The 22,721-nt window shown below is 44.2% G+C and carries 21 protein-coding genes; 12 read left to right on the plus strand and 9 right to left on the minus strand.

The genetic code is table 11. The features are described 5' to 3' along the window. The first annotated feature begins 185 nt into the window (after positions 1 to 185). Both AB6E30_RS01280 and AB6E30_RS01285 read left to right on the plus strand, forming a co-directional pair. Entirely contained in the window at positions 186 to 2,837 is a 2,652-nt protein-coding gene (locus AB6E30_RS01280; RefSeq protein WP_372102444.1) for a beta-N-acetylhexosaminidase, read from the plus strand. 533 nt (positions 2,838 to 3,370) lie between these two features. After that, entirely contained in the window at positions 3,371 to 4,063 is a 693-nt protein-coding gene (locus AB6E30_RS01285; protein ID WP_017064150.1) for an oligogalacturonate-specific porin KdgM family protein, read from the plus strand. A 254-nt stretch (positions 4,064 to 4,317) separates the two neighbouring features. On the opposite strand, the gene AB6E30_RS01290 is transcribed toward AB6E30_RS01285, so the two are convergent. Together AB6E30_RS01290 and AB6E30_RS01295 are read right to left on the minus strand one after the other, a co-directional pair. Further along, entirely contained in the window at positions 4,318 to 4,758 is a 441-nt protein-coding gene (locus AB6E30_RS01290; RefSeq protein WP_017064149.1) for a DUF411 domain-containing protein, read from the minus strand. Next, complete coding sequence (locus AB6E30_RS01295; protein ID WP_372102446.1) at positions 4,748 to 7,552, minus strand: copper-translocating P-type ATPase; 2,805 nt, start codon at positions 7,550 to 7,552, stop codon at positions 4,748 to 4,750. The genes AB6E30_RS01290 and AB6E30_RS01295 overlap by 11 nt, the downstream gene beginning before the upstream one ends. Before the next feature lie 300 nt (positions 7,553 to 7,852). Here AB6E30_RS01295 and gltX point away from each other — a divergent pair, with 300 nt between their 5' ends. Continuing rightward, on the plus strand, positions 7,853 to 9,280 hold the full coding sequence (gltX, locus tag AB6E30_RS01300; protein ID WP_372102448.1) for a glutamate--tRNA ligase: 1,428 nt from the start codon (positions 7,853 to 7,855) through the stop codon (positions 9,278 to 9,280). A 125-nt stretch (positions 9,281 to 9,405) separates the two neighbouring features. On the opposite strand, the gene AB6E30_RS01305 is transcribed toward gltX, so the two are convergent. From AB6E30_RS01305 to AB6E30_RS01320, 4 genes are all read right to left on the minus strand, one after another. After that, positions 9,406 to 9,945 carry an isochorismatase family cysteine hydrolase gene (locus AB6E30_RS01305; protein ID WP_017060533.1) on the minus strand — a complete coding sequence of 180 codons (540 nt, stop codon included), beginning with the start codon at positions 9,943 to 9,945 and terminating at the stop codon, positions 9,406 to 9,408. Between the two features lie 40 nt (positions 9,946 to 9,985). Beyond that, complete coding sequence (locus AB6E30_RS01310) at positions 9,986 to 11,383, minus strand: FUSC family protein (RefSeq protein ID WP_017060532.1); 1,398 nt, start codon at positions 11,381 to 11,383, stop codon at positions 9,986 to 9,988. A gap of 285 nt (positions 11,384 to 11,668) precedes the next feature. Then, positions 11,669 to 12,175, minus strand: coding sequence for a Fe3+-citrate ABC transporter substrate-binding protein (locus AB6E30_RS01315; RefSeq protein WP_123301878.1), 507 nt, complete (start codon positions 12,173 to 12,175; stop codon positions 11,669 to 11,671). Between the two features lie 139 nt (positions 12,176 to 12,314). Beyond that, positions 12,315 to 13,448 carry a flagellar assembly protein FlgT gene (locus AB6E30_RS01320; RefSeq protein ID WP_017062267.1) on the minus strand — a complete coding sequence of 378 codons (1,134 nt, stop codon included), beginning with the start codon at positions 13,446 to 13,448 and terminating at the stop codon, positions 12,315 to 12,317. A gap of 192 nt (positions 13,449 to 13,640) precedes the next feature. Between AB6E30_RS01320 and AB6E30_RS01325 the strand changes: the two genes are divergently transcribed. Both AB6E30_RS01325 and flgP read left to right on the plus strand, forming a co-directional pair. Continuing rightward, entirely contained in the window at positions 13,641 to 14,276 is a 636-nt protein-coding gene (locus AB6E30_RS01325) for a FlgO family outer membrane protein (protein WP_017064137.1), read from the plus strand. Between the two features lie 9 nt (positions 14,277 to 14,285). Beyond that, positions 14,286 to 14,717, plus strand: coding sequence for a flagellar assembly lipoprotein FlgP (gene flgP / locus AB6E30_RS01330; protein WP_017062265.1), 432 nt, complete (start codon positions 14,286 to 14,288; stop codon positions 14,715 to 14,717). A gap of 257 nt (positions 14,718 to 14,974) precedes the next feature. On the opposite strand, the gene AB6E30_RS01335 is transcribed toward flgP, so the two are convergent. From AB6E30_RS01335 to flgA, 3 genes are all read right to left on the minus strand, one after another. Then, positions 14,975 to 15,400: a flagella synthesis protein FlgN gene (locus AB6E30_RS01335; RefSeq protein WP_017062264.1), complete on the minus strand. Its 426-nt coding sequence runs from the start codon at positions 15,398 to 15,400 to the stop codon at positions 14,975 to 14,977. A gap of 66 nt (positions 15,401 to 15,466) precedes the next feature. Next, positions 15,467 to 15,784: a flagellar biosynthesis anti-sigma factor FlgM gene (flgM, locus tag AB6E30_RS01340; RefSeq protein WP_102321489.1), complete on the minus strand. Its 318-nt coding sequence runs from the start codon at positions 15,782 to 15,784 to the stop codon at positions 15,467 to 15,469. Positions 15,785 to 15,962: 178 nt separating this feature from the next. Further along, positions 15,963 to 16,709: a flagellar basal body P-ring formation chaperone FlgA gene (gene flgA, locus AB6E30_RS01345; protein WP_372102449.1), complete on the minus strand. Its 747-nt coding sequence runs from the start codon at positions 16,707 to 16,709 to the stop codon at positions 15,963 to 15,965. Between the two features lie 77 nt (positions 16,710 to 16,786). On the opposite strand from flgA, the gene AB6E30_RS01350 reads away from it, so the two are divergent. From AB6E30_RS01350 to AB6E30_RS01380, 7 genes are all read left to right on the plus strand, one after another. Next, positions 16,787 to 17,713, plus strand: coding sequence for a chemotaxis protein CheV (locus AB6E30_RS01350; RefSeq protein WP_017062261.1), 927 nt, complete (start codon positions 16,787 to 16,789; stop codon positions 17,711 to 17,713). An 11-nt stretch (positions 17,714 to 17,724) separates the two neighbouring features. After that, positions 17,725 to 18,552, plus strand: a complete 828-nt coding sequence (locus AB6E30_RS01355; protein WP_372102450.1) for a protein-glutamate O-methyltransferase — start codon at positions 17,725 to 17,727, stop codon at positions 18,550 to 18,552. Between the two features lie 255 nt (positions 18,553 to 18,807). Next, positions 18,808 to 19,203, plus strand: a complete 396-nt coding sequence (gene flgB / locus AB6E30_RS01360) for a flagellar basal body rod protein FlgB (RefSeq protein ID WP_004736175.1) — start codon at positions 18,808 to 18,810, stop codon at positions 19,201 to 19,203. Between the two features lie 4 nt (positions 19,204 to 19,207). Then, on the plus strand, positions 19,208 to 19,621 hold the full coding sequence (gene flgC / locus AB6E30_RS01365; RefSeq protein WP_004736176.1) for a flagellar basal body rod protein FlgC: 414 nt from the start codon (positions 19,208 to 19,210) through the stop codon (positions 19,619 to 19,621). A 17-nt stretch (positions 19,622 to 19,638) separates the two neighbouring features. After that, on the plus strand, positions 19,639 to 20,352 hold the full coding sequence (flgD, locus tag AB6E30_RS01370; protein WP_010439286.1) for a flagellar hook assembly protein FlgD: 714 nt from the start codon (positions 19,639 to 19,641) through the stop codon (positions 20,350 to 20,352). 49 nt (positions 20,353 to 20,401) lie between these two features. Continuing rightward, entirely contained in the window at positions 20,402 to 21,706 is a 1,305-nt protein-coding gene (flgE, locus tag AB6E30_RS01375; protein ID WP_017062260.1) for a flagellar hook protein FlgE, read from the plus strand. A gap of 251 nt (positions 21,707 to 21,957) precedes the next feature. Next, complete coding sequence (locus tag AB6E30_RS01380; protein ID WP_372102452.1) at positions 21,958 to 22,707, plus strand: flagellar basal body rod protein FlgF; 750 nt, start codon at positions 21,958 to 21,960, stop codon at positions 22,705 to 22,707. Positions 22,708 to 22,721 lie beyond the last annotated feature (14 nt).

The raw sequence follows: 22,721 nt of genomic DNA on the forward strand, positions 1-22,721 counted from the left end.
AGTGCCGTTGCTTGTAACTTGATGATTTTATTTAAATTAAATTTATCAATATTTTTGAGATTTGAAGCCGATCACTTTATTAGCTCGATTTAATTCACGGTAAAAAATAAGCCCATATAGTTTATCTAACTTTCGAAGCGCTCCATTTTGCTTCTTACTCAATTTTTAATTTATGGGTGAATACGATGTTGAAGAGAAACTTACTATCTGTAGCGGTATTGGCTGGCCTAACAGGTTGTGCAGTAACGCAAGCACCAGAACAAAAAGTAGTGAATGCACTGGCTGATAATCTTGATGTTCAGTACGAAATTCTAACTAATCATGGTGCGAATGAAGGCTTGGCTTGTCAGGACCTAGGTGCTGAATGGGCATCATGTAATAAAGTGAACATGACGTTAACTAACGATGGTGAAGCGATTGAGTCAAAAGATTGGACCATTTACTTCCACAGTATTCGCCTTATTTTAGATGTTGATAATGAGCAGTTTAAAATCACTCGCGTTACTGGTGACCTTCACAAGCTAGAACCTACTGAAAAATTTGACGGCTTTGCGGCTGGTGAAGAAGTGGTTCTTCCGTTAACGAGTGAATACTGGCAACTGTTTGAAACTGACTTTATGCCAGGTGCATTCGTGACGGCGCCAAACGCAGAACCTAAGATGATTGCATCATTGAATACAGAAGATGTTGCATCGTTCGTAACTGGTCTAGAGGGTAATAACCTTAAGCGTACGCCTGATGATAATAACGTAATGGCGACAGCGGTGACGCGTTTTGAAAAGAATGCTGATCTAGCAACGCAAGACGTATCAACTACTTTACTACCAACGCCAATGTCGGTAGAAGCCGGTGAAGGTTCAGTTAGCATTGCTGGTGGTATTGCCCTACCTAAAGACGCATTCGACGCTGAGCAATTCGCAGCAATTGAAGAACGTGCAGATGTGGTAAACGTAGATGTGAGTGGCGACCTACCTGTGAGTGTCGCTGTTGTTCCTACTCAGTTTACGGGTGATTTAGCGAAATCTGGCGCTTATGAACTAAGCATCTCGGAAGAGGGGATTGCAATTAAAGCGTTTGATAAAACGGGTGCTTTCTACGCAGTTCAGTCTATTTTTGGCCTAATAGATAGTCAGAACGCTGAATCATTACCACAACTGTCAATTAAAGATGCGCCGCGCTTTGATTATCGTGGTGTGATGGTGGACGTTGCTCGAAACTTCCACTCAAAAGGTGCCATCCTAGCAACGCTAGATCAAATGGCGGCATACAAGATGAATAAACTGCACCTTCACCTAACGGATGATGAAGGTTGGCGTTTAGAAATTCCAGGTTTACCAGAGCTAACGGATGTAGGGTCTAATCGTTGTTTTGATTTGGATGAACAAAGCTGCTTACTGCCTCAGCTAGGTTCTGGTCCAACAACAGACAACTTTGGCTCTGGTTTCTTTAGTAAAGCGGATTACGTCGAGATCCTAAGCTACGCTAAAGCGCGCAGCATCGAAGTTATCCCTGAAATTGATATGCCAGCACACGCTCGTTCAGCTGTGGTATCAATGGAAGCGCGTTACACTCGTCTCATGGCGGAAGGCAAAGAAGCAGAAGCGAACGAATACCGCTTGATGGATCCGCAAGATACATCGAATGTAACCACGGTTCAGTTCTACGATAAGCAAAGCTTCATTAACCCATGTATGGAGTCATCAACTCACTTCGTCGATAAAGTAATCTCTGAAGTGGCGGCAATGCACCAAGAAGCGGGCGTACCGCTAACGACTTGGCACTTCGGCGGCGATGAAGCGAAAAACATCAAGTTAGGCGCAGGCTTACAAGATATTAATGCAGAAGATAAAGTGGCTTGGAAAGGCAACATCGATTTGTCTAAGCAAGATAAGCCGTTCCAACAATCACCACAATGTCAGTCATTGATCGCTGATGGTACTGTAAGCGATTTCGGTCATCTACCAAGCCACTTCGCAGAACAGGTTTCTAAGATTGTTGCTGAGAAGGGTATTCCCCACTTCCAAGCATGGCAAGATGGTCTGAAATACAGCGAAGGCGAGGAAGCATTTGCGACCGAAAGTACACGCGTGAACTTCTGGGACGTTCTTTACTGGGGCGGAACTTCATCAGTATACGATTGGTCAGCAAAAGGGTATGACGTGATTGTCTCTAACCCAGACTACGTATACATGGATATGCCATACGAAGTTGATGCAGCTGAGCGTGGTTACTACTGGGCAACACGTGCAACCGATACTCGTAAGATGTTTGGCTTCGCACCAGAAAACATGCCACAAAACGCAGAAACATCATTAGACCGTGATGGCAATGGTTTTACTGGTAAAGGTGAGGTTGAAGCGAAACCTTTCTACGGTCTGTCAGCTCAACTTTGGTCAGAAACAGTACGTACTGACGAGCAATATGAATACATGGTGTTCCCTCGCGTATTGGCAGCAGCAGAGCGCGCATGGCACCGAGCAGATTGGGAAAACGACTACAAGGTTGGTGTTGAATACTCTCAAGAAACTAACTTAGTGAATAAGCAAGCGTTTAACAGCGACTTTAATCGCTTCGCGAATATTCTTGGTCAACGTGAGCTAGCTAAGCTAGAAAAAGCGGGTATTGATTACCGACTACCAGTTCCAGGTGCGAAGGTTGTTGACGGTAAGCTAGCGATGAACGTTCAATTCCCAGGTGTAGAGCTGCAATACTCTGCTGATGGCGAAAACTGGCTAACATACGATGAGCAACAACGTCCATCAGTTTCTGGTGAGACTTACATCCGCTCTATTTCAGAAAGTGGTGAGAAAGTAAGTCGAGTGACCTCAGTTAAATAATCGATAAGCACTATTAGTAGAAGAGCTCCTGACCTTTATCTTATTCAAGATAAAACGGGAGCTCTTTTTGTTTACTGCGAATTAGGTGCATATCCAAAACTGAAACATATAGAAATCGCCTTTGGTCATATCATCAACAATGCACATAAGGTGACTTTAATCCCAAAAGTGACGCGCTTCTCATTATTCTCTTCAAAAAATAAGCCCCCTGTAAAAAACTCTAAATCAGATGTGATTCAACTATCTAGATTTAATTTTTCTTCGTGAAATAACGTGATCCCGATCTGTATATTTTTCCATCTTAAGTTTTTTATCAATTTTTATGTTTTTAAGTTGTTGATTTTAAAGTTTTAAATAACTTGTCTTTTTTTGATAGTGAGAGGGATCACTCTGCTGTCCCTTTTATTTTTAAACGCGAATTAATTCGAGCAACATAGATTTCATGCCAGGGAGGCTACCAACTACTCAAGCGGTGAAGGTGAATGATGTACCGAAGATGTGCCGCTGAAAAAATTAAACTAAGGCAGTTTACTATGAAAAAAATTATCGCTCTAAGTGCTCTTTCTCTTGCTTTCGCTTCTAGTGCTTTTGCTGGTTCTTCTTACGTAACGGGTAACATCCAAATTCATGACGATGGCCGTATCCACGGTTCTGACATGACTTCTACGCTAGAAGCTGGTCACACGTTTGACAACTCTCTAGGCGGCTTCACGGTTTATTCTGAGTTTGATGGTATCCAACTGGGCAAACTTGAATCTGAAAATGGCGGTGCAGGTAATACTACTCCAGGCATCACTGTAGGTGGTGAGCAATCTTTCAACATCACTGACAACCTATGGGTTGCTGCGGGTTACCAACACCTATTCTCTGCAGGCGAAAGCATTCAGTTCCGTCCACTAGTTAAGATCGGTTACAACTTCGACAACGGCATCTCTATTAGTAACCGTACTCGTGCACACATCGATGATACTTCAGCTAATGCTGACACAGATTACCGTATGGATAACCGCATTGCTTACACAGTGAATGCTGATTTAGCGCTTAGCTACAACAACGTTTACATGATTGACGCTGAAGCGATGGACCACGAGTTACGTGCAACATGGACTCGTCAAGGCGTTCAACCTTACTTTGAGTTCCGTAGCCAAGCTAACGGTGTAGATTTCGCAAACGGCGATTCTAAGCAGAACAACGCATTCGTATTCGGTGCTTCTTACGGCTTCTAAGCTGATTCGCTTGGTTGCTTAGATTATTAGCCGAGTGAACTTCTTTGTTAAATAGCTTTGTTGTTGAATAACTTCTTAGCTAATTAGCGAGGGGAACATAGCGGTACTAACAGCCCGGTTGGTGCCGCGACAAGATTTGCTTTACTGTCCAAAAGCAAAGAGCCTAGCAAGTAAACCACAGTCTTGGGATTACTGAATGCTAGGCTCTATTTTTATGACTTCTTTTTATTGCTGTGTGTTGGTCTGTTTAGGTTCTATTTCCCGTTGTAGTGACGGTATTCAAACACCTGACCTTTTTCATTAAACGCATACACAGAATACTCGTCTTTCTTATCGCCATATTCCATGCCTGGCGAACCCATTGGCATACCCGGAACCGCTAAACCAATCGCATTACGTGGTGGGTTTTCTAGAAAGGCTTTAATGTCATCTGCTGGAATGTGTCCTTCAAATACGTATCCGTCGATCTCTGCAGTGTGGCAAGAGGCTAGCTCTTGTGTTATCCCTAGTTTCTGCTTGATTGGGTTCATATCATCGTGGAGCTTCTCAGTAACATCGAACCCAGCATCTCGCATATGTTCAGTCCATTCTGTGCAGCAGCCGCAGTATGGAGATTTGTGGTTTAGAACATCAGTAGCTAAAGCTTGTCCTGAGATTGCAGCGAGTGCAGTAAGAGTCATAATTTTACGAATCATGGTTAACCTCATGAATATGGTTTTTGTTGATATTAGAATGAGTGGGTTTGAACAGTCTTAATCTGTTGGCATTGCTGACTACGGTGATTGATGACATCGCCATCGCAGCGCCTGCAACGACAGGGCTAAGTAAAAATCCAAAGAATGGGTAGAGCACACCAGCCGCAATTGGAATACCAAGTGAATTATAGATAAAGGCACCAAACAGGTTTTGCTCCATGTTTCTCACGGTCGCTTGGGAAAGCTCAATCGCGTTACTGACAGATAATGGCGATGAGTTGAGTAGCGTCATTTGCGCACTTTCAATCGCCACATCGCTGCCGCTACCCATTGCTATGCCTATATCTGCTTGAGCAAGTGCAGGCGCGTCGTTAATACCGTCTCCGACCATGGCAACACTCTTATATTGCTGTTGCAGCTGAACAATGTGTTGAGCTTTCTGCTCTGGAAGCACTTCTGAAATCACTTCGTCGATACCGACGTTTTTACCTATCGCTTGAGCTACAGAGTCGTTGTCGCCCGTTAATAGCACAGTGTGAATTCCGGCGGATTTTAGTTGAGCTATCGCCTGTTTGCTATCTATTTTTAACGCGTCTGAAATGCCCAATATGCCTTCCAGTTTTTGGTCAATCGCAATGAAAATAGGCGTCCACGCTTGCGAGCGGCAAAGCTCGATGAAATCCGCGCCAACCTCTGTATTGATACCTAATTGGGTGAGGTACTTAAGCGAGCCAACTTGCACTTTCTTGCCGTTAATTGTTGCTTGAACCCCAAGCCCTCGTTGGTTTTCAAATTCGCTGTGTGGGAGTACTGAAACTTCCAAGCTCTCTGCATATTGGCAAACGGCTTTGGCAAGTGGGTGCTCAGATCCTACTTCTACTGAATAAGCACAAGCCAGTAATTCTTGTTCTGATAAATCGCCATAAAAGGCTTGCTGAACGGTTGGCTTACCTTGGGTTAATGTGCCTGTTTTATCAAACACGACAGCATCAATTTTGCTTGCAGATTGCAACACATCGGCATCTTTGATCAGAACGCCAAACTCAGCGGCTTTGCCAACGCCGACAGTAATTGAAAGTGGTGTCGCAAGGCCTAAGGCACATGGACAAGCGATGATCAGCACTGTGGTTGATACCACTAACATGTAACTGGCGCTTGGTTGTGGGCCAACAAAAAACCAAACTAAGGCGGCAGCAACTGCGATTGCGACCACAACCGGAACAAAAACGGCTGAGATAGAATCGGCAAGCTTGGCGATTGCTGGTTTACTGCTTTGCGCTTGGCGAACCATTTGAATGATGCGTGCCAACATAGTGCTTGAGCCAATTCCTGTCGCTTCAATAACTAAGCTGCCATCACCATTAATAGTGCCCGCTGAAACGCCATCATTAACTGATTTTACGTTGGGAAGCGGCTCACCAGTTAGCATGGATTCATCGATGTAAGACTCACCTGATACCACAACTCCATCAACCGGTACTTTCTCACCCGGTTTGACACGTATCTGCATACCCACTTGGATAGCTTCTACAGCAATGATTTGCTCTTTGCCATCGACGATAACCATCGCTTTTTGAGGCTGTAAATTAATCAGTGCCTGTAGCGATTTTGTAGTGCGAGCTTTGGCTTTGGCCTCGATGTAGTGACCCAAAGAAATAAGGCCAATGATCATCGCGCTCGCCTCAAAGTAGACGTGGCGAGAAGCTTCAGGGAACCATGATGGAATGAGCACAACCAACATTGAGTAGAACCATGCTGCGCCTGTACCCAAAGCTACTAGCGTGTCCATGGTCGCGCGTTTATGCATCAAGGATTGCCAAGCATTGGTGAAGAAGCTGCGTCCAGAAGTGGCTAACAACACTAAACAAACCACACCAATGAATCCCCAAGCCAGTTGGTCGTTAAATGTAGTAATGGTCATGCTGCCGCCGAACACGCCCCATGCCATTAGCGGTGCCCCAAGCAGTAGCGCACTCACTGAATTTTTTAGGAAGGCCTGTTGAGTGCGAAGTTGTTGCTCTTGCTGTTTTTGTTGTTGTGTTGCCGCATCATCAACAAACTCGGCGCCATACCCCGCAGCTTTGACTGATTCGATGAGCTTGTTTTCAATGAGATCACGTGTTTTGGAGGTGAAAACCAAGGCAGTTTGTTCGGCAAGGTTGATCTGAGCTTGGTCGACAAACTCATTCTTTTTCAGTGCTTTCTCTACCGAAGAGACACAACTCGCACAAGTCATCCCCTCAAGAACAAGGTGATAGGTATATTGGCTAGCTGCGGTTTTATCTTCACTCTTTTTATCTGCTTGTTCGTCTTCTAAATCTGAACTCGATGAAAGGTCATTCGTTTCTGAGTAGGGAGCTGCGTGGTAACCCAGGCTTTCGACCAGCTTAATCACCTCAGACTCAGAAAGCAGAGTAACCAGTGATAATTCCTGTTTGCTGACTTCTAGGTTTAAGGCTTGCTCAGTTTGTTCAAGCGCTTTAGTCAGTTTGCTCACACACTTGCCGCAACTCAGACCGGATAGCGAAAGGTGCAGCTGATTACCCATAGAATAGCCAAGCGTTGCTAACTGTTCGTTGAGCTGAATGTAACTAAATGGAGTCGAAATATCGATGTAGGTCGGCGATATGTCATTAATCATCGTGCTGTCGAGATCGCTAAGCAGTGTGCGAACTTTCTTCGCGCAACCCATGCAATTTAGGCCGTTGAGCGCCGTTGTGTAGTAGTTCATATCGATACTCCAATTCTCATCTACGCCTAACATAAACCTTCCCGTAAGGGTAAGGTCAAACATAAATTCAAGAATTTGATCTTGGTGGAGTGCTAGCTGGTGGTTTCAGTTTGGAATGGAAGAGGGAAATTAAGAATGTGCGGCTATAATCTACTTGCTAAGACTATCTATTTACGACTTTAAGGGCGTAATTGGCCTTTCAATAACGGCTTTCGTACAACAACAGCGCATTAATCATTCACTACTGATTGTAGATTTAAGCGGTGGTGATAAAATAGCGCCCAAAATTTAGTGATGTTTGACTATTGCAGGCCTTGTAATGGCGAGCACTAAAAGAATCACCTACATAATCAAGGTATTTAAATGACGGTTAAAACTCGTTTTGCTCCTAGCCCAACTGGCTATCTTCACGTTGGTGGTGCACGTACTGCACTTTACTCTTGGCTATTCGCTAAGAACCAAGGTGGTGAATTCGTTCTACGTATCGAAGACACGGACCTTGAGCGTAACTCTCAAGAAGCGGTTGATGCAATTCTAGAAGGCATGCAATGGATGGGTATGGAATGGGATGAAGGTCCTTACTACCAATCTAAGCGTTTTGACCGTTACAACGAAATGGTTGATAAGCTACTTGCTGAAGACAAAGCATTCAAATGCTACGCGTCTAAAGAACTGCTTGATGAAATTCGTGCAGAGCAAGAAGAAAACAAAGAAATGGCTCGCTACGATGCTAACCACCCTAAAATTGTTGCAGCAAACGAAGCAGCAAAAGAAGGCGATGCGTGCGTTATCCGTTTCCGTAACCCTAAAGAAGGCAGCGTAGTATTTGATGACCAAATCCGTGGTCGCATTGAAATCGCAAACAGCCAACTTGATGACCTGATCATTCGTCGTACAGACGGTGCACCAACTTACAACTTCGTAGTAGTAGTGGATGACTGGGACATGGGTATCACACACGTTGTTCGTGGTGAAGACCACATCAACAACACACCTCGTCAAATCAACATCTATGAAGCACTAGGCGCGCCAGTTCCAACGTTCGCTCACTGTGCAATGATTCTTGGTGATGACGGTGCGAAACTTTCTAAGCGTCACGGTGCTGTTTCTGTAATGCAATACCGCGATGAAGGTTACCTACCAAATGCATTAAACAACTATCTAGTTCGTTTAGGCTGGTCTCACGGTGACCAAGAGATCTTCTCTCAAGAAGAGATGATTGAATTCTTCAGCCTGAACGCTATCAGCAAGTCTGCTTCTGCATTCAACACTGATAAGCTACTTTGGTTGAACAACCACTACATCAAGACATCTGAGCCTGAGTACGTTGCAAAATACCTGCAATGGCACCTAGACGCACAGAAGATCGATACAACAAATGGCCCAGCTATCACTGAAGTGATCAAGCTAGTTGGCGAGCGTTGTAACACGCTTATCGAACTTGCTGAGCAATCTCGTTACTTCTACGAAGATTTCTCTGAGTTTGAAGCTGGCGCAGCGAAGAAGCACCTACGTGGTGTTGCTAAAGGCCCACTAGAGCTTGCGCTTGCTAAGGTTGAAGCGCTTGAAGATTTCACTACTGCAAACATCAAAGACGGTGTTATCGCAGCAGTATGTGAAGAGCTAGAGATCGGCATGGGTAAAATCGGTATGCCACTTCGCGTAGCAGTAACAGGCGGCGGTCAGTCTCCTTCTGTTGATGCAGTGATGGAGCTTGTTGGTAAAGAGTGCGTAATCGCTCGTATCAAGATGGCTCTTGAGTTCATCGCTGAGCGTGAAGCTAACGCTTAATCCTATTTCTCTTGTTTGAGATAGAATGTACTTGAGATAGAACGATCATCAGCCGACAGCTTAATTCGCTGTCGGCTTTTTATTGTTTAATGAAAATACGGTCAACGTATTTTAGGACGAGACAGTTATAGCAAGTCTTGAGCTTTTGCTAAAACACTGAGTTTTGGGAATATATTTTGGCAGCTGTGCTGGTGGTTCATCGGGTTCATATCTGCAATCGCATCTTCGACAATCACCACGTTATAACCCAGTTCAAATGCTTGTCTAGCCGTTGATTCGACCCCAATACTTGTTGCTACCCCGGTCAGATAAATATCCGTAATACCTTGCTCACAAAGCTGCTTCTGCAAATCTGTGTTGGTAAATGCACCCCAGGAATATTTGGTTAGATAGCGATAATTAGGGTTTAGGCGCAGGCTTTCGATGACCTCTCCCCATACGATCTTTGATGCGTCAGGCTGAGCCGCTTTATTTTGCAGTTCCGTTCGGCCTTGTGGACGACCGGCTACATTAACAATAATTACGGGTAAATCAGCATCATCAAATGCATCGCAGAGAGCAAGGCTATTCTCTATGATCGGTCGGGACACGGTTTCCGGTAATTGATCAACGATACCTTGTTGCAGGTCGATAACGACAAGCGCAGAGCATTTACTCATTTTCATTACTTTATGCCTTAGTGGTCTTTGTGTGAGGTTATAGTGGTTAACTTTTACGGTGTATTAAGCGGGTGTAAAAGCGGATGAAAGCCAGTGCAACCATCATATAAATGAGTAGGTTCAAAGGGGTAGTGACGTCATAAACAGGCACAAGTTGCGTTGCGCTCATGGTAATCATTACTAATAGGTTGCCCCCGAGAACTCGATAGACCATCCACTGATTACCAGCGAACAGGCGATACACCGTAAAGACATTAACAAAGTAAAATGCCATTAATTGCCATACTTCGGTCATCGAAGGTAACAGCAGAACATACTGAATGAGGAACAGTGACCCAAAGGCTAAGTAGCCAATGGTCCAGTGCTTTATCATTTGCCTAGGCATGTTGCTTAATATCAAGGCGCAAATGGCACTGTTAATGATGAACAGACTTCCCGATGATATTGGTAGATATATCCAGACTAGAATTGCTGAGATGAAGCTCATTGTGCCGACTAACGTATTGCTTAATCGTTGCTGGCTGTTGTCAAGTAATCGGGCAAATAAGCGCTTTTTCTTAAAGTTACCCTGGTAGAATTGTTTGACTGTCTCTGGAAAAGGGGGCTTGTAATCGACATTAACCGATGATGCTTCAATAAAAGCCATAGCCTGGTTAAGTATCGAAAAATCATTGTGATCAACCCCTTGATCATGGGCGTTTTGCAGTAACTGTTTGGCAACCCAGATTGCTTGAGTTTGCTGTTGATGCTTCCACTGCTTTCTGGCAGGCATACGGCCATGCAAATCGGGCAGGCGCATCAGATCGTTCAGCGCTTTGAAGGTCGGGCTTTCAATATTTAACTCGCAGCTCGTGTGTAACTGGAAACGCTGCGCTGAGTCATTGTAAGCGAGTGAATGAATGAGGGGAGACATCGCCTCTAAAACAACACTGACTTCGTTGTTAAAGCGTGTGTCATCATCCTCAGGCCAAACCACGCTATAGATGGTCGTATAGACCACGAAGCCAAGCAGGGTTTCTTGCAGCCTTAGTACCGCAATATTAAATGTAGCTACACCATCAAAGCTGCCAGATATCGCCAGCAGGATGCAGACAATAAATGCCGTAATGTAAGCATAGCCGATGACCGGATCGGAACCCATGTATATACAAATTGCGAGTAACAGTGCGATGTTTGCTAAAAAATAATATCGATCTTGCCCAAAAACAGCGATTAACCAAAGCCCGACAAACGCGCCACAAAGCGTCCCCAACAATCTGAGAATGCCTTTTTTCTTGCCAGCAGTAATAGTATCAGTGATGGCCAATATATTGACCACGATAGCCGCCCAGTAAGGCTTCTCAAGGTTAAAATACAACGCAAGGTAGATAGCTAAACAAAATGCTAGGGCAACCTTTATGGCATTCTTGGCTGGAGTGCTCAGTGACTTTATAATGAGTAGCATAGTGGGGTTTAGCGGCAGAGGGATCGAATACGAGGATATTGCCTGATCTTTTGGTCAGCCTAAACTCTAGTTTGAAGGCCTTGATCCATCAAATATAGCAACTCTATTGCATCGTTTAACATTCAGGGGAAGGGGGGGCGATCAGTCACTCTACTTATACGATATTGTTCGATGCTGATAATGATCGATAGATCTTCTAATAGTTAATAGCGATAGAACATCAGGTTTATCGTTCTTCTAAGCTGGCTAGTTGTTCCGATTATTTTAGCGCTGTTGAGAGTATGATTACTTCAGATCGATACTGTTTAGTCGACCCATAAAGATCAGCAGATCAATCACATCTTTGTGGGCATCCAGTAGCGCCCTTTTGGTTTGGCTATAAGCGGCAAGTCTGCCGTGCTTTCTAATGGAGCACACCTTAGTTTTGTATTTGTAGTCGCCGTTTTCTGAGAATACACGCCACTTAGCGATGTAGCATTCGTCGCGGTGTTCAGGATCACTCTGAGTTGGATTTGGTTTGAATACAATTTTGGGTTCTAAACTATGAGGCAGGCGCGTCATCAGGAAGGGCTCTTTGAGGACTTTGGGCCAAAATTTACCCCAAAGCTGTCTGCCCAGTTCATCTCTTAATTTAATGGTTTTCTTTAGTGCTTTGTCTTCACCCATACGAACAAAACCGACCGACCGATGCAGCACCGTATCTTCGGGAGTATGGATGTGGATCTTAAAAGCGGTTTTACCTTTCGAGATAAAGCGGTAACCGGTAGCACCAATTAGATTATTCTGACTCATAGTTTGCTAAGTGATGATTATGTTATTAATAAGATTACGCCAAATACTGCAAAACCGAAACTAATACCCATGAAAAAAATAAAGCCTTAGCATCTTTGCTAAGGCTTTATTAGAAACTCTGAGACGAGAGTGTCGCTAACTACATGATTTTCTGCATCACATCACCAATTTGAATGCTTCCCGCAAGGCTTGGCTGGTCAATCGTGAGTTCCGCTTCGTTTTCGTAAACGCGAGAAACCGTTAGGGTGATGTCGCTTTGAGAAACCTTGTTGCGTGGCAAACCGCGTTGGTCGATAAACGAACCTGTGTGCCACAGTTGCAACTTGTCACCTTGTTGTACGCCATGCATTCGACCTAAATCAATGGTCACAGTGTTACCAAATACCGCTGCAACCTCTGGAAGGGTGATCTTACATGACACTTCCGATTCTAAGTCCAACATAATATTACGGCTAACACGCAGCATCATGCTGCCGTAGGTTGATGCCCAGAAACGGGCACTGCGGGTGTCGACTTCACTGGTCTTAGCAAATGGCCACTTTGCCACTTCACGATAGCTACGGTTGTAAACTTGATGTCCTGTTTTACCATCGAAGACTTGCATCTCTAACGCAAACTGGCGATTGATGATGTCGTCTTTCAACAGTTTGGACTCGATGGTCGCGGTTAAATCGGTAATGTCGCCACCAATGATGTATTGTGCGCCAGTGTCTTGGGCGATCATCTTGATCACTTCAGGTCGACGTTTGTCGATGTCGTAATTGGTCGTGCCAACGGAAACAAAGCTGCGAGACTCTTGCGCCAGCTGTCGATCTACGACATGACCAAAATCATCACCGATGTTATAGATTCTGCCCATTACAGCTTGCTGTGGGGAAGTCACATCGATGTTGCCGACCAAAAATGTCTTCTTATATTGGCTCTCATGGCAAGCATTTGCCGAAGGATAGATATCGATCCTTGCGGTGATCATTATATTGCCACTGCGTTTTTTCTCTTTTTCTACCAAGATGTAGCGCACTTCATGATTGGTAAATTGAAACTCTTTTTTGTTTGCGTCGAGGTAGGGCGTGAGGTTGGCAATGCTACCAATGTCGGCTCCTGAGAACTGGATCGCTTTATATACCGCGTCTTCCAGAGCATGGACCCTTGCCGTTTCCTCTGACGATACGATGGCTGCGGTACCGGTAACCTCATACCAAGAGGCATGAGCACTGAAGCTTATGGTTATCAGTGAACTTATTGAAAATAAGTAAGAAATTATTTTTTTCATCTATTCGTTACCAGTTGGGTATAAATATTGCTTAACAAATAACTATAAGCTTGAAGCTGACTTAAGTGCGTTTTTCTTAATCTGAACCATTAATGAAAAGCAAAGACTGTTCCAACATTGTAATCCATTGAAAAGAATAATGGTGAGAACATATTGGAACAGGGAGCACTAAACCTATCTGGAGATAAGAGAATGAAAAAATGGCTCGTAGTAATGAGTGTCATGTTGTTGACCTCATGCGCTTATTCGCCAATCTATAACGGCAAGTCTGAATATTCAGGCAGTCAGTTTATGTTGATGGATAGCCCTCGTCATACCATGGATTTCTTCGTGGAAAGTATGACCGAAGATCTGATCATTTCGAATACGAGTATCTCAGCAAGAACTCCGATAGCGATTACGTCGTTTGTTGACCTGCAACACATGGACACAACGAACTGGCTAGGAAACTCGGTATCAGAAGGTTTCATTCATCAGTTTCAGCGTCGTGGCTTCAAGGTTGTTGATTTCAAAACAACAGGTTCTATTCAAGTGACTCATCAAGGTGACTTTGCGTTAAGCCGCGATTGGAAAGACTTAGCTCAAGAACAAGACGTACAGTACGTACTGACAGGCACTATGCTTCGCCAAGAAGGTGGTGTGTTAGTCAATGCTCGTGTTGTTGGCATGCAAACTCGCATTGTCGTGGCGACGGCACAAGGCTTCTTGCCTGCAGACCGTATTGGTCGTGACCTAGATACTCTAAACAGTATTCGAACTCAAGATGGCGTTATCATTCGTTCTGACCCAACGATCAGCCAGCCTTATACTGTTATTCTTCGCCCTTAGGAGTTCGAGATGAAGAAGTTAATATTTGTTGTTGCCGCTTTACTGCTTGTTGGCTGTCAGCCACTGCAAAACATGAGGCCAGACGACTACTTAGTTGCCGTTGGCTACGCGAGTATCAGTGAGCAGAAAGGACGTAACGATGAAGAAAGACGTATCCGTGCGATGAGAGCTTCTAAGATCGACGCCTATCGTGAACTTGCAGAACAAGTTTACGGTATGCGAGTGAGTGGTCGGGCAGAGTTGGAAGATCAACGCCTTGGTACGGAACGTACTTCTGGTGCGGTTGATGGCGTAATCCGCGGTGCAGAAGTGGTACGCAGCTACCCTGTGGGCGATAGCTATGTTACTGAGCTTCAGCTTGATATCCGTAAGATGGAACAGCTACGTAATTACGGTGAAGTTCAACCTGTACCTGAAAAGAGACAACAAACGCTGTTCTAGCCCAAGGGGCGTCTAGCGATAGGACTATCCAGTTATATTGGCTGCTTTCGTTTTCCAGATGGCGTATCGGCAACCAATAACTAATATGAATGTAAAAGCGGCAAGTATGAAAATACTTGCCGCTTTTTTGTTTATCGATTTTGTCAGGGCGTTCAAAGGCTGATTAGGTGTTTTAATAAAAGATAACGACAGGAATAGTCTGAGATACAGATAAACGGTTAACAAGGGGTATTACTGAAGAGGAAGAGTTAACTTAACTAGGCTTTTACGTTGGTTCCCAGCGTAGAGATAGTATGCGTTTGACCACCGGCATTGTAGGTCATGCCAATTTTTCCGTGACTTTGCTGCATCATATTGCTGAGTTTTTTGAAGCTAAGGTGCGCTCGATTTAAGGCTTCGCCATTCACAAGGTTCGCTTGCTGGCAATCGTGCACTATCGACTGGATCTTTGTGACTAACTGAGCAAGTTCAGGATTCTCGGTCAGTTCTGAGATATTGGTATGGGTCGCGATTCGCTGATCGGTTGATCTTAATTGTTCAACAAGGACTACTTTTTCTTTGGCGATTCGCTCAATATCGTTTGATTGTCGGCTCGTAATAGCGGTTTTCTCTGAACTTAATAATTCAGATAAGGCTTTGGCATTTTGAAGTTGAAAATTAACTAAATCTGCTAGTGCCGCCATAACGTAAACCTATTCATAACCTCGTATGCTTTAAGACAATCACTTCAATCAAAAGTGAGTGTTGGCTTAAAGACCTTTTAATTCATCTTCGAACTTGATCATGTTGTCTGCCAGTTTTTCTGGATCAACAGTGTATGAACCGTTCGCAATCGCTTCTTTGATCGCTGCTACTTTCACAGAATCAAAGCTTGGTTGTGCTGCCATATCTTGGTGGAGCTGACCAATCGCTTTGCCTTGTTGGCTAAGTGAAACCGCATCTTTGCTTGCTGGTGATTTAGTTGATACATCAGAACGTGATGCCTCAGAACTAGAATCAGAGCGTACTGCTGATCGGTTAGTGGTCGCTAGGGTTTGCCCTGAACGAATATTATCAATGCCTGCCATAGTTAAGCCTTTTTCTTCAAAAATGGGAACCTGTACAGTCAATATCGACCAAGGGTTCGAATACTTTAGCAATTTTTAGCTCAATAGTCGAAAAGCGACAAAACACCGCCGCCGTTATATTTGGCGTTAGAGTAGAGAGTGAAATCGCTAACGATACCGTCAATTTAGAAGTAAAGAGTTAAAAGTAAACTGTGACTTCAGACATGCTGGTAACAATTCCTTCAATTATACGCTGTGATTTGTCATTTTTCACTCTTACTTGATCACCCATAGAGCCATCGGTAAGCGCAGTTCCTTTGGTGGTAATGGTCATGCCACCTTTTACTGCCTGTATGATAACCTTCTCGTTTCGGCACACGACACAGATATCACCTCTTTCTACAACATCGCCCGGTCTTAGGTTCTTTTTTACCTTAGCGCCGATGACCTGATGTGGAGCTGTGAAACCTTGGCGACGAAACTTGTTAAGAGAAATCATAGCGGTGGTAACATCGTATTGACCGACGATTTCGCCTCTCGCGAGTGAGCGAGTGGTGGTGACAAGAGGCACCGACATCGAAAGGCGCACCGGTACATAAACTCGCCACTCATCAGGAACACATTGCACTAAAACCGTAATACTGCTGCGGGTATTGGTGGTCGTTGAAGCGCTGGTCTCTAAAGGCACTGGGCAGTCTGTCGCTTTGATTCTTGAGTCAACATTTGCTGAATTAACAAAGAGTTCGCCACCTTGTGGCTGCTCAACTGTATCAAGGATATGTTGCTCCGCTGCAGACTGAATCATCTCAATTTGTTCTGGGGTCGCAGCTTGTACAAAAAAACTAAACAATATTGATAAAATGCCGATAAACTTAGCGACAGTTTTAAAAGTAGCTCTACACATTGCTATGGAAAGAGGTGGCAAATTTGCTTTATAATACGTCATTCTGTTTCTCTGGTGGTTCGTAGCCTGCAGTAGACTAACACTTTTTATACAAAAAAGTTTGATATGGAGATGAGCTCATGACGGGTATTCTTGATTCGGTGAATCAGCGTACGCAACTCGTCGGTCAAAACCGATTAGAATTACTAACCTTTCGCCTAATGGGGCGTCAGCGTTACGGCATTAATGTCTTTAAAGTAAAAGAAGTGCTGCAATGTCCTAAGCTGACAAAGATGCCAAACTTGAACCCACTGGTTAAAGGTGTAGCACACATTCGTGGCCAAACGATCTCTGTGATCGACTTGAGCTTAGCGATTGGTGGCCGTCCTACAACGGATATTGAAAAGTGTTTTGTGGTTATCTCTGAGTTTAACCGAACCATTCAAGGTTTCTTGGTAAGTTCAGTTGAGCGCATTATTAACATGCACTGGGAATCGATTCTTCCGCCGCCAGATGGCGCAGGTAGAGCTAACTACCTGACAGCGGTAACCAACATTGATAATGAATTGGTAGAAATTCTTGATGTTGAGAAGATCCTTGCAGAAATTTCTCCTGTTGATGAAACAATGGACAGCAAGATTGCTGAAGATATTGCGAAAGTAGAACAAGAGAAAGAACTGGTTCGCCGCATCTTGATTGCTGATGACTCGACCGTTGCTCGTAAGCAGGTTCAGCGTGCTATTGAGTCGATTGGTTTTGAAGTTATCTCGGTGAAGGATGGTAAAGAAGCCTATGAGAAGCTGATGCAGATGTCATCAGAAGGCAGTATTTACGATCAGATTTCATTGGTGATTTCTGATATCGAAATGCCAGAAATGGATGGATACACGCTGACTGCTGAGATTCGTCGTCACGCCGAACTTAAAGATTTATACGTAATTTTACACTCATCGTTGAGTGGTGTATTTAACCAAGCCATGGTTGAGCGTGTTGGAGCTAACTCCTTCATCGCTAAATTCAACCCAGATGAGCTTGGTGCAGCTGTAAAAGCTGCGTTAACTAACTAAAAGAGACATTAATGACTGCTATAACAATAAGTGATCAAGAGTATCGCGATTTCAGCCGTTTCTTAGAATCTCAATGTGGCATTGTATTAGGTGACAGCAAGCAGTATTTGGTGCGCAGTCGTCTAAGCCCATTAGTAACGAAGTTTAAGTTAGCTTCTTTGTCTGATTTGTTGAGAGATGTAGTAACAGGTCGAAACCGTGAGCTGCGTGTGGCTGCTGTCGATGCCATGACGACGAACGAGACACTTTGGTTCCGTGATACTTACCCGTTTGATGTGCTTGCGGATAAGCTTCTACCGGAAATAGCGGCAAATAAACGTCCTATTAAGATTTGGTCTGCGGCAAGCTCTTCAGGCCAAGAAGCATACTCAATGGCAATGACGATTCTTGAAACTCAAGCTCGTAAGCCAGGTATGCTGCCAAATGTATCGATTACCGCAACTGACATCTCAGCAAGTATGTTGGATATGTGCCGCACTGGCGCTTACGACAACCTTGCATTGGGACGTGGACTTTCTCCAGAGCGCCGTCGTACTTTCTTTGAAGATGCGGGCGATGGCCGTATGAAAGTGAAAGATAACGTCAAGCGCATGGTGAACTTCCGCCCTCAGAACCTGATGGACAGCTATGCATTGTTAGGCAAGTTCGACATTATTTTCTGTCGTAACGTGCTGATTTACTTCTCGCCTGATATGAAGTCAAAGGTACTTAACCAGATGGCAAATAGCCTGAACCCTGGTGGGTACTTACTATTGGGCGCGTCTGAATCGTTAACAGGCTTAACCGATCGTTTTGAAATGGTTCGCTGTAATCCAGGCATCATCTACAAATTAAAGTAACGAGCGGCACCGATATTAGGTGTAAGGTTACCGTCTAAATTTAAAACCCAGCCAAGTGCTGGGTTTTCTTTTTCCTGCTTAAGCTATATCTTTAAGTCAGAGTGACATTCCAATTTACTCTATTTTTTGGCTTGTTTATTGCAAGTTTACCCACGAGTAACCTGTAAAAGCATTGATAGACCGCCTTGTTTCAAAAGTTGGTATATATATTGCTTTGGTTATTTCATAACAGTCAGTTCTTGAGTTGAGGTTTACATGGCTATTTCTTTTGACAATGCTTTGGGCATTCACCAGCACACAGTTGGTGTACGTGAGCGTAACGCTGAGGTGCTTTCCACCAATATCGCGCAAGCAAACACGCCTGGGTATAAAGCAAAGGGATTAGACTTTAAGAAATCACTGCAAGCGGCAAGTTCTGGGGCAAGCATTGGTCTTAGCCGTACAGATGGTCGGCACATTTCTGCCTCAACAACGGTGAACGGGGAAACGAAGTATCGCATTCCTACCCAACCTGATACAGGAGATGGCAACACGGTTGATTTGGATTTGGAAAGAAACCTTTTCATGCAAAACCAAATTAGGCATCAAGCCTCTCTCGACTTCTTAGGAAGTAAGTTCAAGAATTTAACTAAAGCGATTAAAGGGGAATAATTAGATGAGTTTATTCAATGTATTCAATGTGACTGGTTCTGCGATGAGTGCTGAATCTGTTCGTCTAAATACGACCTCGAGCAACCTTGCGAACGCGGACAGTGTAAGTAGTTCTGCTGAAGAAACTTACAAGGCTCGTCACGCAGTGTTCGGCGCTGAGTTAAATAAAGCACGCAACAGTGGTCACACTGTGCCTGTGAAAGTATTAGGTATTGTGGAAAGCGATAAGCCGCTAAGCGCGGAGTACAACCCGGATCACCCATTAGCGAACAACGAAGGCTATATCTACAAGCCTAATGTCAACGTTATGGAAGAAATGGCAAACATGATTTCGGCATCACGTGCGTACCAAACGAACGTACAGGTTGCTGACTCGAGTAAACAAATGCTGCTGCGTACGCTGCAGATGGGTCAATAAGGATAAGGAGGTAGCACATGGCTGGAATCAACAACAATGTTGGTCAAAGCGGCTTGTCCTATGTTGACCAGCTGAAGAGTCTTCAAGATGGCGCTAAAAAGCCCGATGAAACAACAGGTAAGCAGGATCTTAAACAAGAAGATTTCTTATCTTTGTTGACTAAGCAACTAGCACAACAAGACCCTTTCAAGCCGGTTAGCAATGACCAGATGATTGCGCAAATGGCTTCATTTGCGACCGTAGATGGCATTGGCAAAATGAATACACAGTTTGAAAGCTTGAATTCATCAATGACCTCTAACCAAGCTCTTCAGGCCTCCTCTTTAGTTGGGCGTGATGTATTGGTTCCTGGTGCGGCAGGTGTAAAACCCGGTGATGGCGGTATGGCGGCAATGGTTAAGCTTCCTCAGGCAATGGACAATGTAATGGTCCGTGTTGAGAACGAAGTTGGCCAATTGGTTCGCACATTTGATATCGGCTCTAAACCATCTGGTGATACACGTGTTGAATGGGACGGAAAAGACGAAGACGGTAACCCATTGCCGGCCGGTAAATACAACGTGAAAGCGTCGGGTTTGCTGGATGGCGAGAACACAGAGTTCCAAGTTTCCAGTTATGCGAACGTGAACAGTGTGCTTCTTGGTAAGGGCGATGGCAACGTACTACTCAATCTGGCTGGTTTCACATCGCCAGTACGACTTGCTGAAGTACTAGAAGTTGGTAAAGCGTAGCTCTTTATTGAGTGACTATGCTAGCTAGATAGATTAGGAGAATAATGGAATGTCATATGTAGCTTTAAGCGGCCTATCCGCTGCACAATTAGACCTTAATACAACCAGTAACAACATTGCGAACGCAAACACATTTGGCTTTAAAGAGTCTCGTGCCGAGTTCGGTGATGTTTATTCAAGCTCGTTGTTCACTAACGCAAAAACGACGGCAGGTGGCGGTGCGCAAGCTAGCCAAGTGGCGCAACAGTTCCACGAAGGTTCAAGTATTTATACGAACAACCCAATGGACTTACGTGTAAGTGGTACAGGTTTCTTTGCAGTATCGAAAGACCGCATGGTGCCAGAGATTAACGAATTAACGCGTAATGGTGCATTTCACCTAAACAAAGACAACTACATGGTTACCGCTAACGATGAGTTTCTTTTAGGTTACGATGTTGATCCAAACTCGGGTGAAGTTCTTTCTTACGCGCCAAAGCCTCTCGACATTCCTGCTGAGTTTGGTAAGCCAAAACAGACAGAAAACATTGAAGTAGGGGTTAACCTTCCTGCAAACGGTGATCTTAAAGACCCGGCTGCATTTAACTTCAAAGATGCTGATACTTATAACCGTGCAACGTCTTCGACGGTATACGATTCTATGGGTCAGTCTTACAAGTTAACGACTTACTACCTCAAAGATCAGACTCAACCAAACACTTGGCAAACGTACTACACCATGTCAGATGAGAACGGTGAAAAGCCGGTCAACATTACTGGTGGTGATGCGACGAATGCACAAGGTCATGTTGGTCACACAATGAAGTTCAACAATGACGGTACGTTAGCAAGCCTAAACAATGGTCAGCCGATTAACTCGGAACCACTGGGTGCTGGTGCGAACCCTATTGACTTGAACGGTGCTGATCCAACTCAAGTGCTTAAGTTTGGTTTAGATTCTTCAACTCAGTTTGCCGCTCCGTTTGAATTGACTAAGTTTGATGAAGATGGCGCGACAACAGGTTTCTTAACAAAAATCGATTTCGATGAGTACGGCAGTGTTCTAGGTACTTATTCAAATGGTGAAAACGTGATGCTTGGCCGTGTAGGCTTGGTTCGTGTACCAAATGAGCAAGGTCTGGATAAGAAAGGCGGTACTCAATGGGATTCTACCAACGACTCTGGTGACAAGATCTGGGGTGAATCGAACAAAGGTTCATTTGGTAGCATCAACAACGGCTCGCTAGAGCAGTCGAACATCGATATGACTCAAGAACTGGTTGATTTGATTTCTGCTCAACGTAACTTCCAGGCGAACTCGCGTTCTCTAGAAGTACACAACCAGCTACAACAGAATATTCTTCAGATTCGTTAATCGTTTAAAGCGTTTGAATCATCTGCGAATACCCAATTCAATGTTATTGAATTGGGTATTGTTGTTTGTCTTTTTATTTGCCGCCCCTATTGCCGCCCGGTAATGCCACTGGCAACAATTCTTCCTCAATGATCCTTTGATGATCACCCTTCTTGTTCGTTTTCTATTTAAATTATTGATAAATAACAGTTAAAAATATTGGCACAGTGTTTGCTTTATTAGCCCCAGAAGATGATTTTTGGAGCAAAATTATGGATCGCGCACTGTTTCTTGCCATGAGTGGCGCTAAGCAAAATATGCAAGCTTTGCAGCTACGTGCAAACAACCTTGCCAACGTAAGTACAACGGGTTTCCGTGCTGATTTAGCACAGGCACGTTCAATGCAAGCGTATGGCGAAGGCATGCCTACTCGTGTTTTCAGCATGACAGAGCGTCCGGGTCATAATTTCGCTCAGGGTAGTGTGGTTACTACTGGCCGAGATCTAGACGTTACCATTCAAGGTGATGGTTGGATTTCAGTGATGGACAATATTGGCCGTGAAGGTTTAACACGTAACGGTAACCTAAGGGTTGACCAAAACGGTTTACTAACCAACGCAAGCGGTCACTTAGTGCTTGGTGAAAACGATGCACCAATCACGCTGCCAATCCCAATCAGCAAAGTAGAAATTGGTACAGACGGTACGATTTCGGTGATTCCTCAAGGCGCTCCAGCTGAAGAATTGGCCGTGGTTGATCGTATTAAGCTTGTACGTCCAGACAACCAAAGTTTGTTTAAAGACACGAATGGTCTATTCCGTTCGAAAAACCCAGATCAGGCATACGAAGCAGATGCAGCGGTAACGTTGCTAAAAGGTGCTATCGAAGGCAGTAACGTAAATGCCGTAGGTGAAATGACCAGCCTAATTGACTTACAACGTCAGTTTGAAATGCAGGTCAAAATGATGAGCACAGCAGAGGAAATGGACAAGTCGTCTGATTCACTGCTTCGTATGAGCTAATAGAATTTAAAGGA

The organism is Vibrio sp. 10N.247.311.12 (assembly GCF_041467515.1).
Classification (GTDB): Bacteria; Pseudomonadota; Gammaproteobacteria; order Enterobacterales; family Vibrionaceae; genus Vibrio; species Vibrio crassostreae_C.

Excerpts from the sequence above, each read along its gene's own strand:
- AB6E30_RS01280 (WP_372102444.1), top strand. The coding sequence starts at position 186 with ATGTTGAAGAGAAACTTACTATCTGTAGCGGTATTGGCTGGCCTAACA.
- AB6E30_RS01285 (WP_017064150.1), top strand. The coding sequence starts at position 3,371 with ATGAAAAAAATTATCGCTCTAAGTGCTCTTTCTCTTGCTTTCGCTTCT.
- AB6E30_RS01290 (WP_017064149.1), bottom strand. The coding sequence starts at position 4,758 with ATGATTCGTAAAATTATGACTCTTACTGCACTCGCTGCAATCTCAGGA.
- AB6E30_RS01295 (WP_372102446.1), bottom strand. The coding sequence starts at position 7,552 with ATGTTTGACCTTACCCTTACGGGAAGGTTTATGTTAGGCGTAGATGAG.
- gltX (WP_372102448.1), top strand. The coding sequence starts at position 7,853 with ATGACGGTTAAAACTCGTTTTGCTCCTAGCCCAACTGGCTATCTTCAC.
- AB6E30_RS01305 (WP_017060533.1), bottom strand. The coding sequence starts at position 9,945 with ATGAAAATGAGTAAATGCTCTGCGCTTGTCGTTATCGACCTGCAACAA.
- AB6E30_RS01310 (WP_017060532.1), bottom strand. The coding sequence starts at position 11,383 with ATGCTACTCATTATAAAGTCACTGAGCACTCCAGCCAAGAATGCCATA.
- AB6E30_RS01315 (WP_123301878.1), bottom strand. The coding sequence starts at position 12,175 with ATGAGTCAGAATAATCTAATTGGTGCTACCGGTTACCGCTTTATCTCG.
- AB6E30_RS01320 (WP_017062267.1), bottom strand. The coding sequence starts at position 13,448 with ATGAAAAAAATAATTTCTTACTTATTTTCAATAAGTTCACTGATAACC.
- AB6E30_RS01325 (WP_017064137.1), top strand. The coding sequence starts at position 13,641 with ATGAAAAAATGGCTCGTAGTAATGAGTGTCATGTTGTTGACCTCATGC.
- flgP (WP_017062265.1), top strand. The coding sequence starts at position 14,286 with ATGAAGAAGTTAATATTTGTTGTTGCCGCTTTACTGCTTGTTGGCTGT.
- AB6E30_RS01335 (WP_017062264.1), bottom strand. The coding sequence starts at position 15,400 with ATGGCGGCACTAGCAGATTTAGTTAATTTTCAACTTCAAAATGCCAAA.
- flgM (WP_102321489.1), bottom strand. The coding sequence starts at position 15,784 with ATGGCAGGCATTGATAATATTCGTTCAGGGCAAACCCTAGCGACCACT.
- flgA (WP_372102449.1), bottom strand. The coding sequence starts at position 16,709 with ATGACGTATTATAAAGCAAATTTGCCACCTCTTTCCATAGCAATGTGT.
- AB6E30_RS01350 (WP_017062261.1), top strand. The coding sequence starts at position 16,787 with ATGACGGGTATTCTTGATTCGGTGAATCAGCGTACGCAACTCGTCGGT.
- AB6E30_RS01355 (WP_372102450.1), top strand. The coding sequence starts at position 17,725 with ATGACTGCTATAACAATAAGTGATCAAGAGTATCGCGATTTCAGCCGT.
- flgB (WP_004736175.1), top strand. The coding sequence starts at position 18,808 with ATGGCTATTTCTTTTGACAATGCTTTGGGCATTCACCAGCACACAGTT.
- flgC (WP_004736176.1), top strand. The coding sequence starts at position 19,208 with ATGAGTTTATTCAATGTATTCAATGTGACTGGTTCTGCGATGAGTGCT.
- flgD (WP_010439286.1), top strand. The coding sequence starts at position 19,639 with ATGGCTGGAATCAACAACAATGTTGGTCAAAGCGGCTTGTCCTATGTT.
- flgE (WP_017062260.1), top strand. The coding sequence starts at position 20,402 with ATGTCATATGTAGCTTTAAGCGGCCTATCCGCTGCACAATTAGACCTT.
- AB6E30_RS01380 (WP_372102452.1), top strand. The coding sequence starts at position 21,958 with ATGGATCGCGCACTGTTTCTTGCCATGAGTGGCGCTAAGCAAAATATG.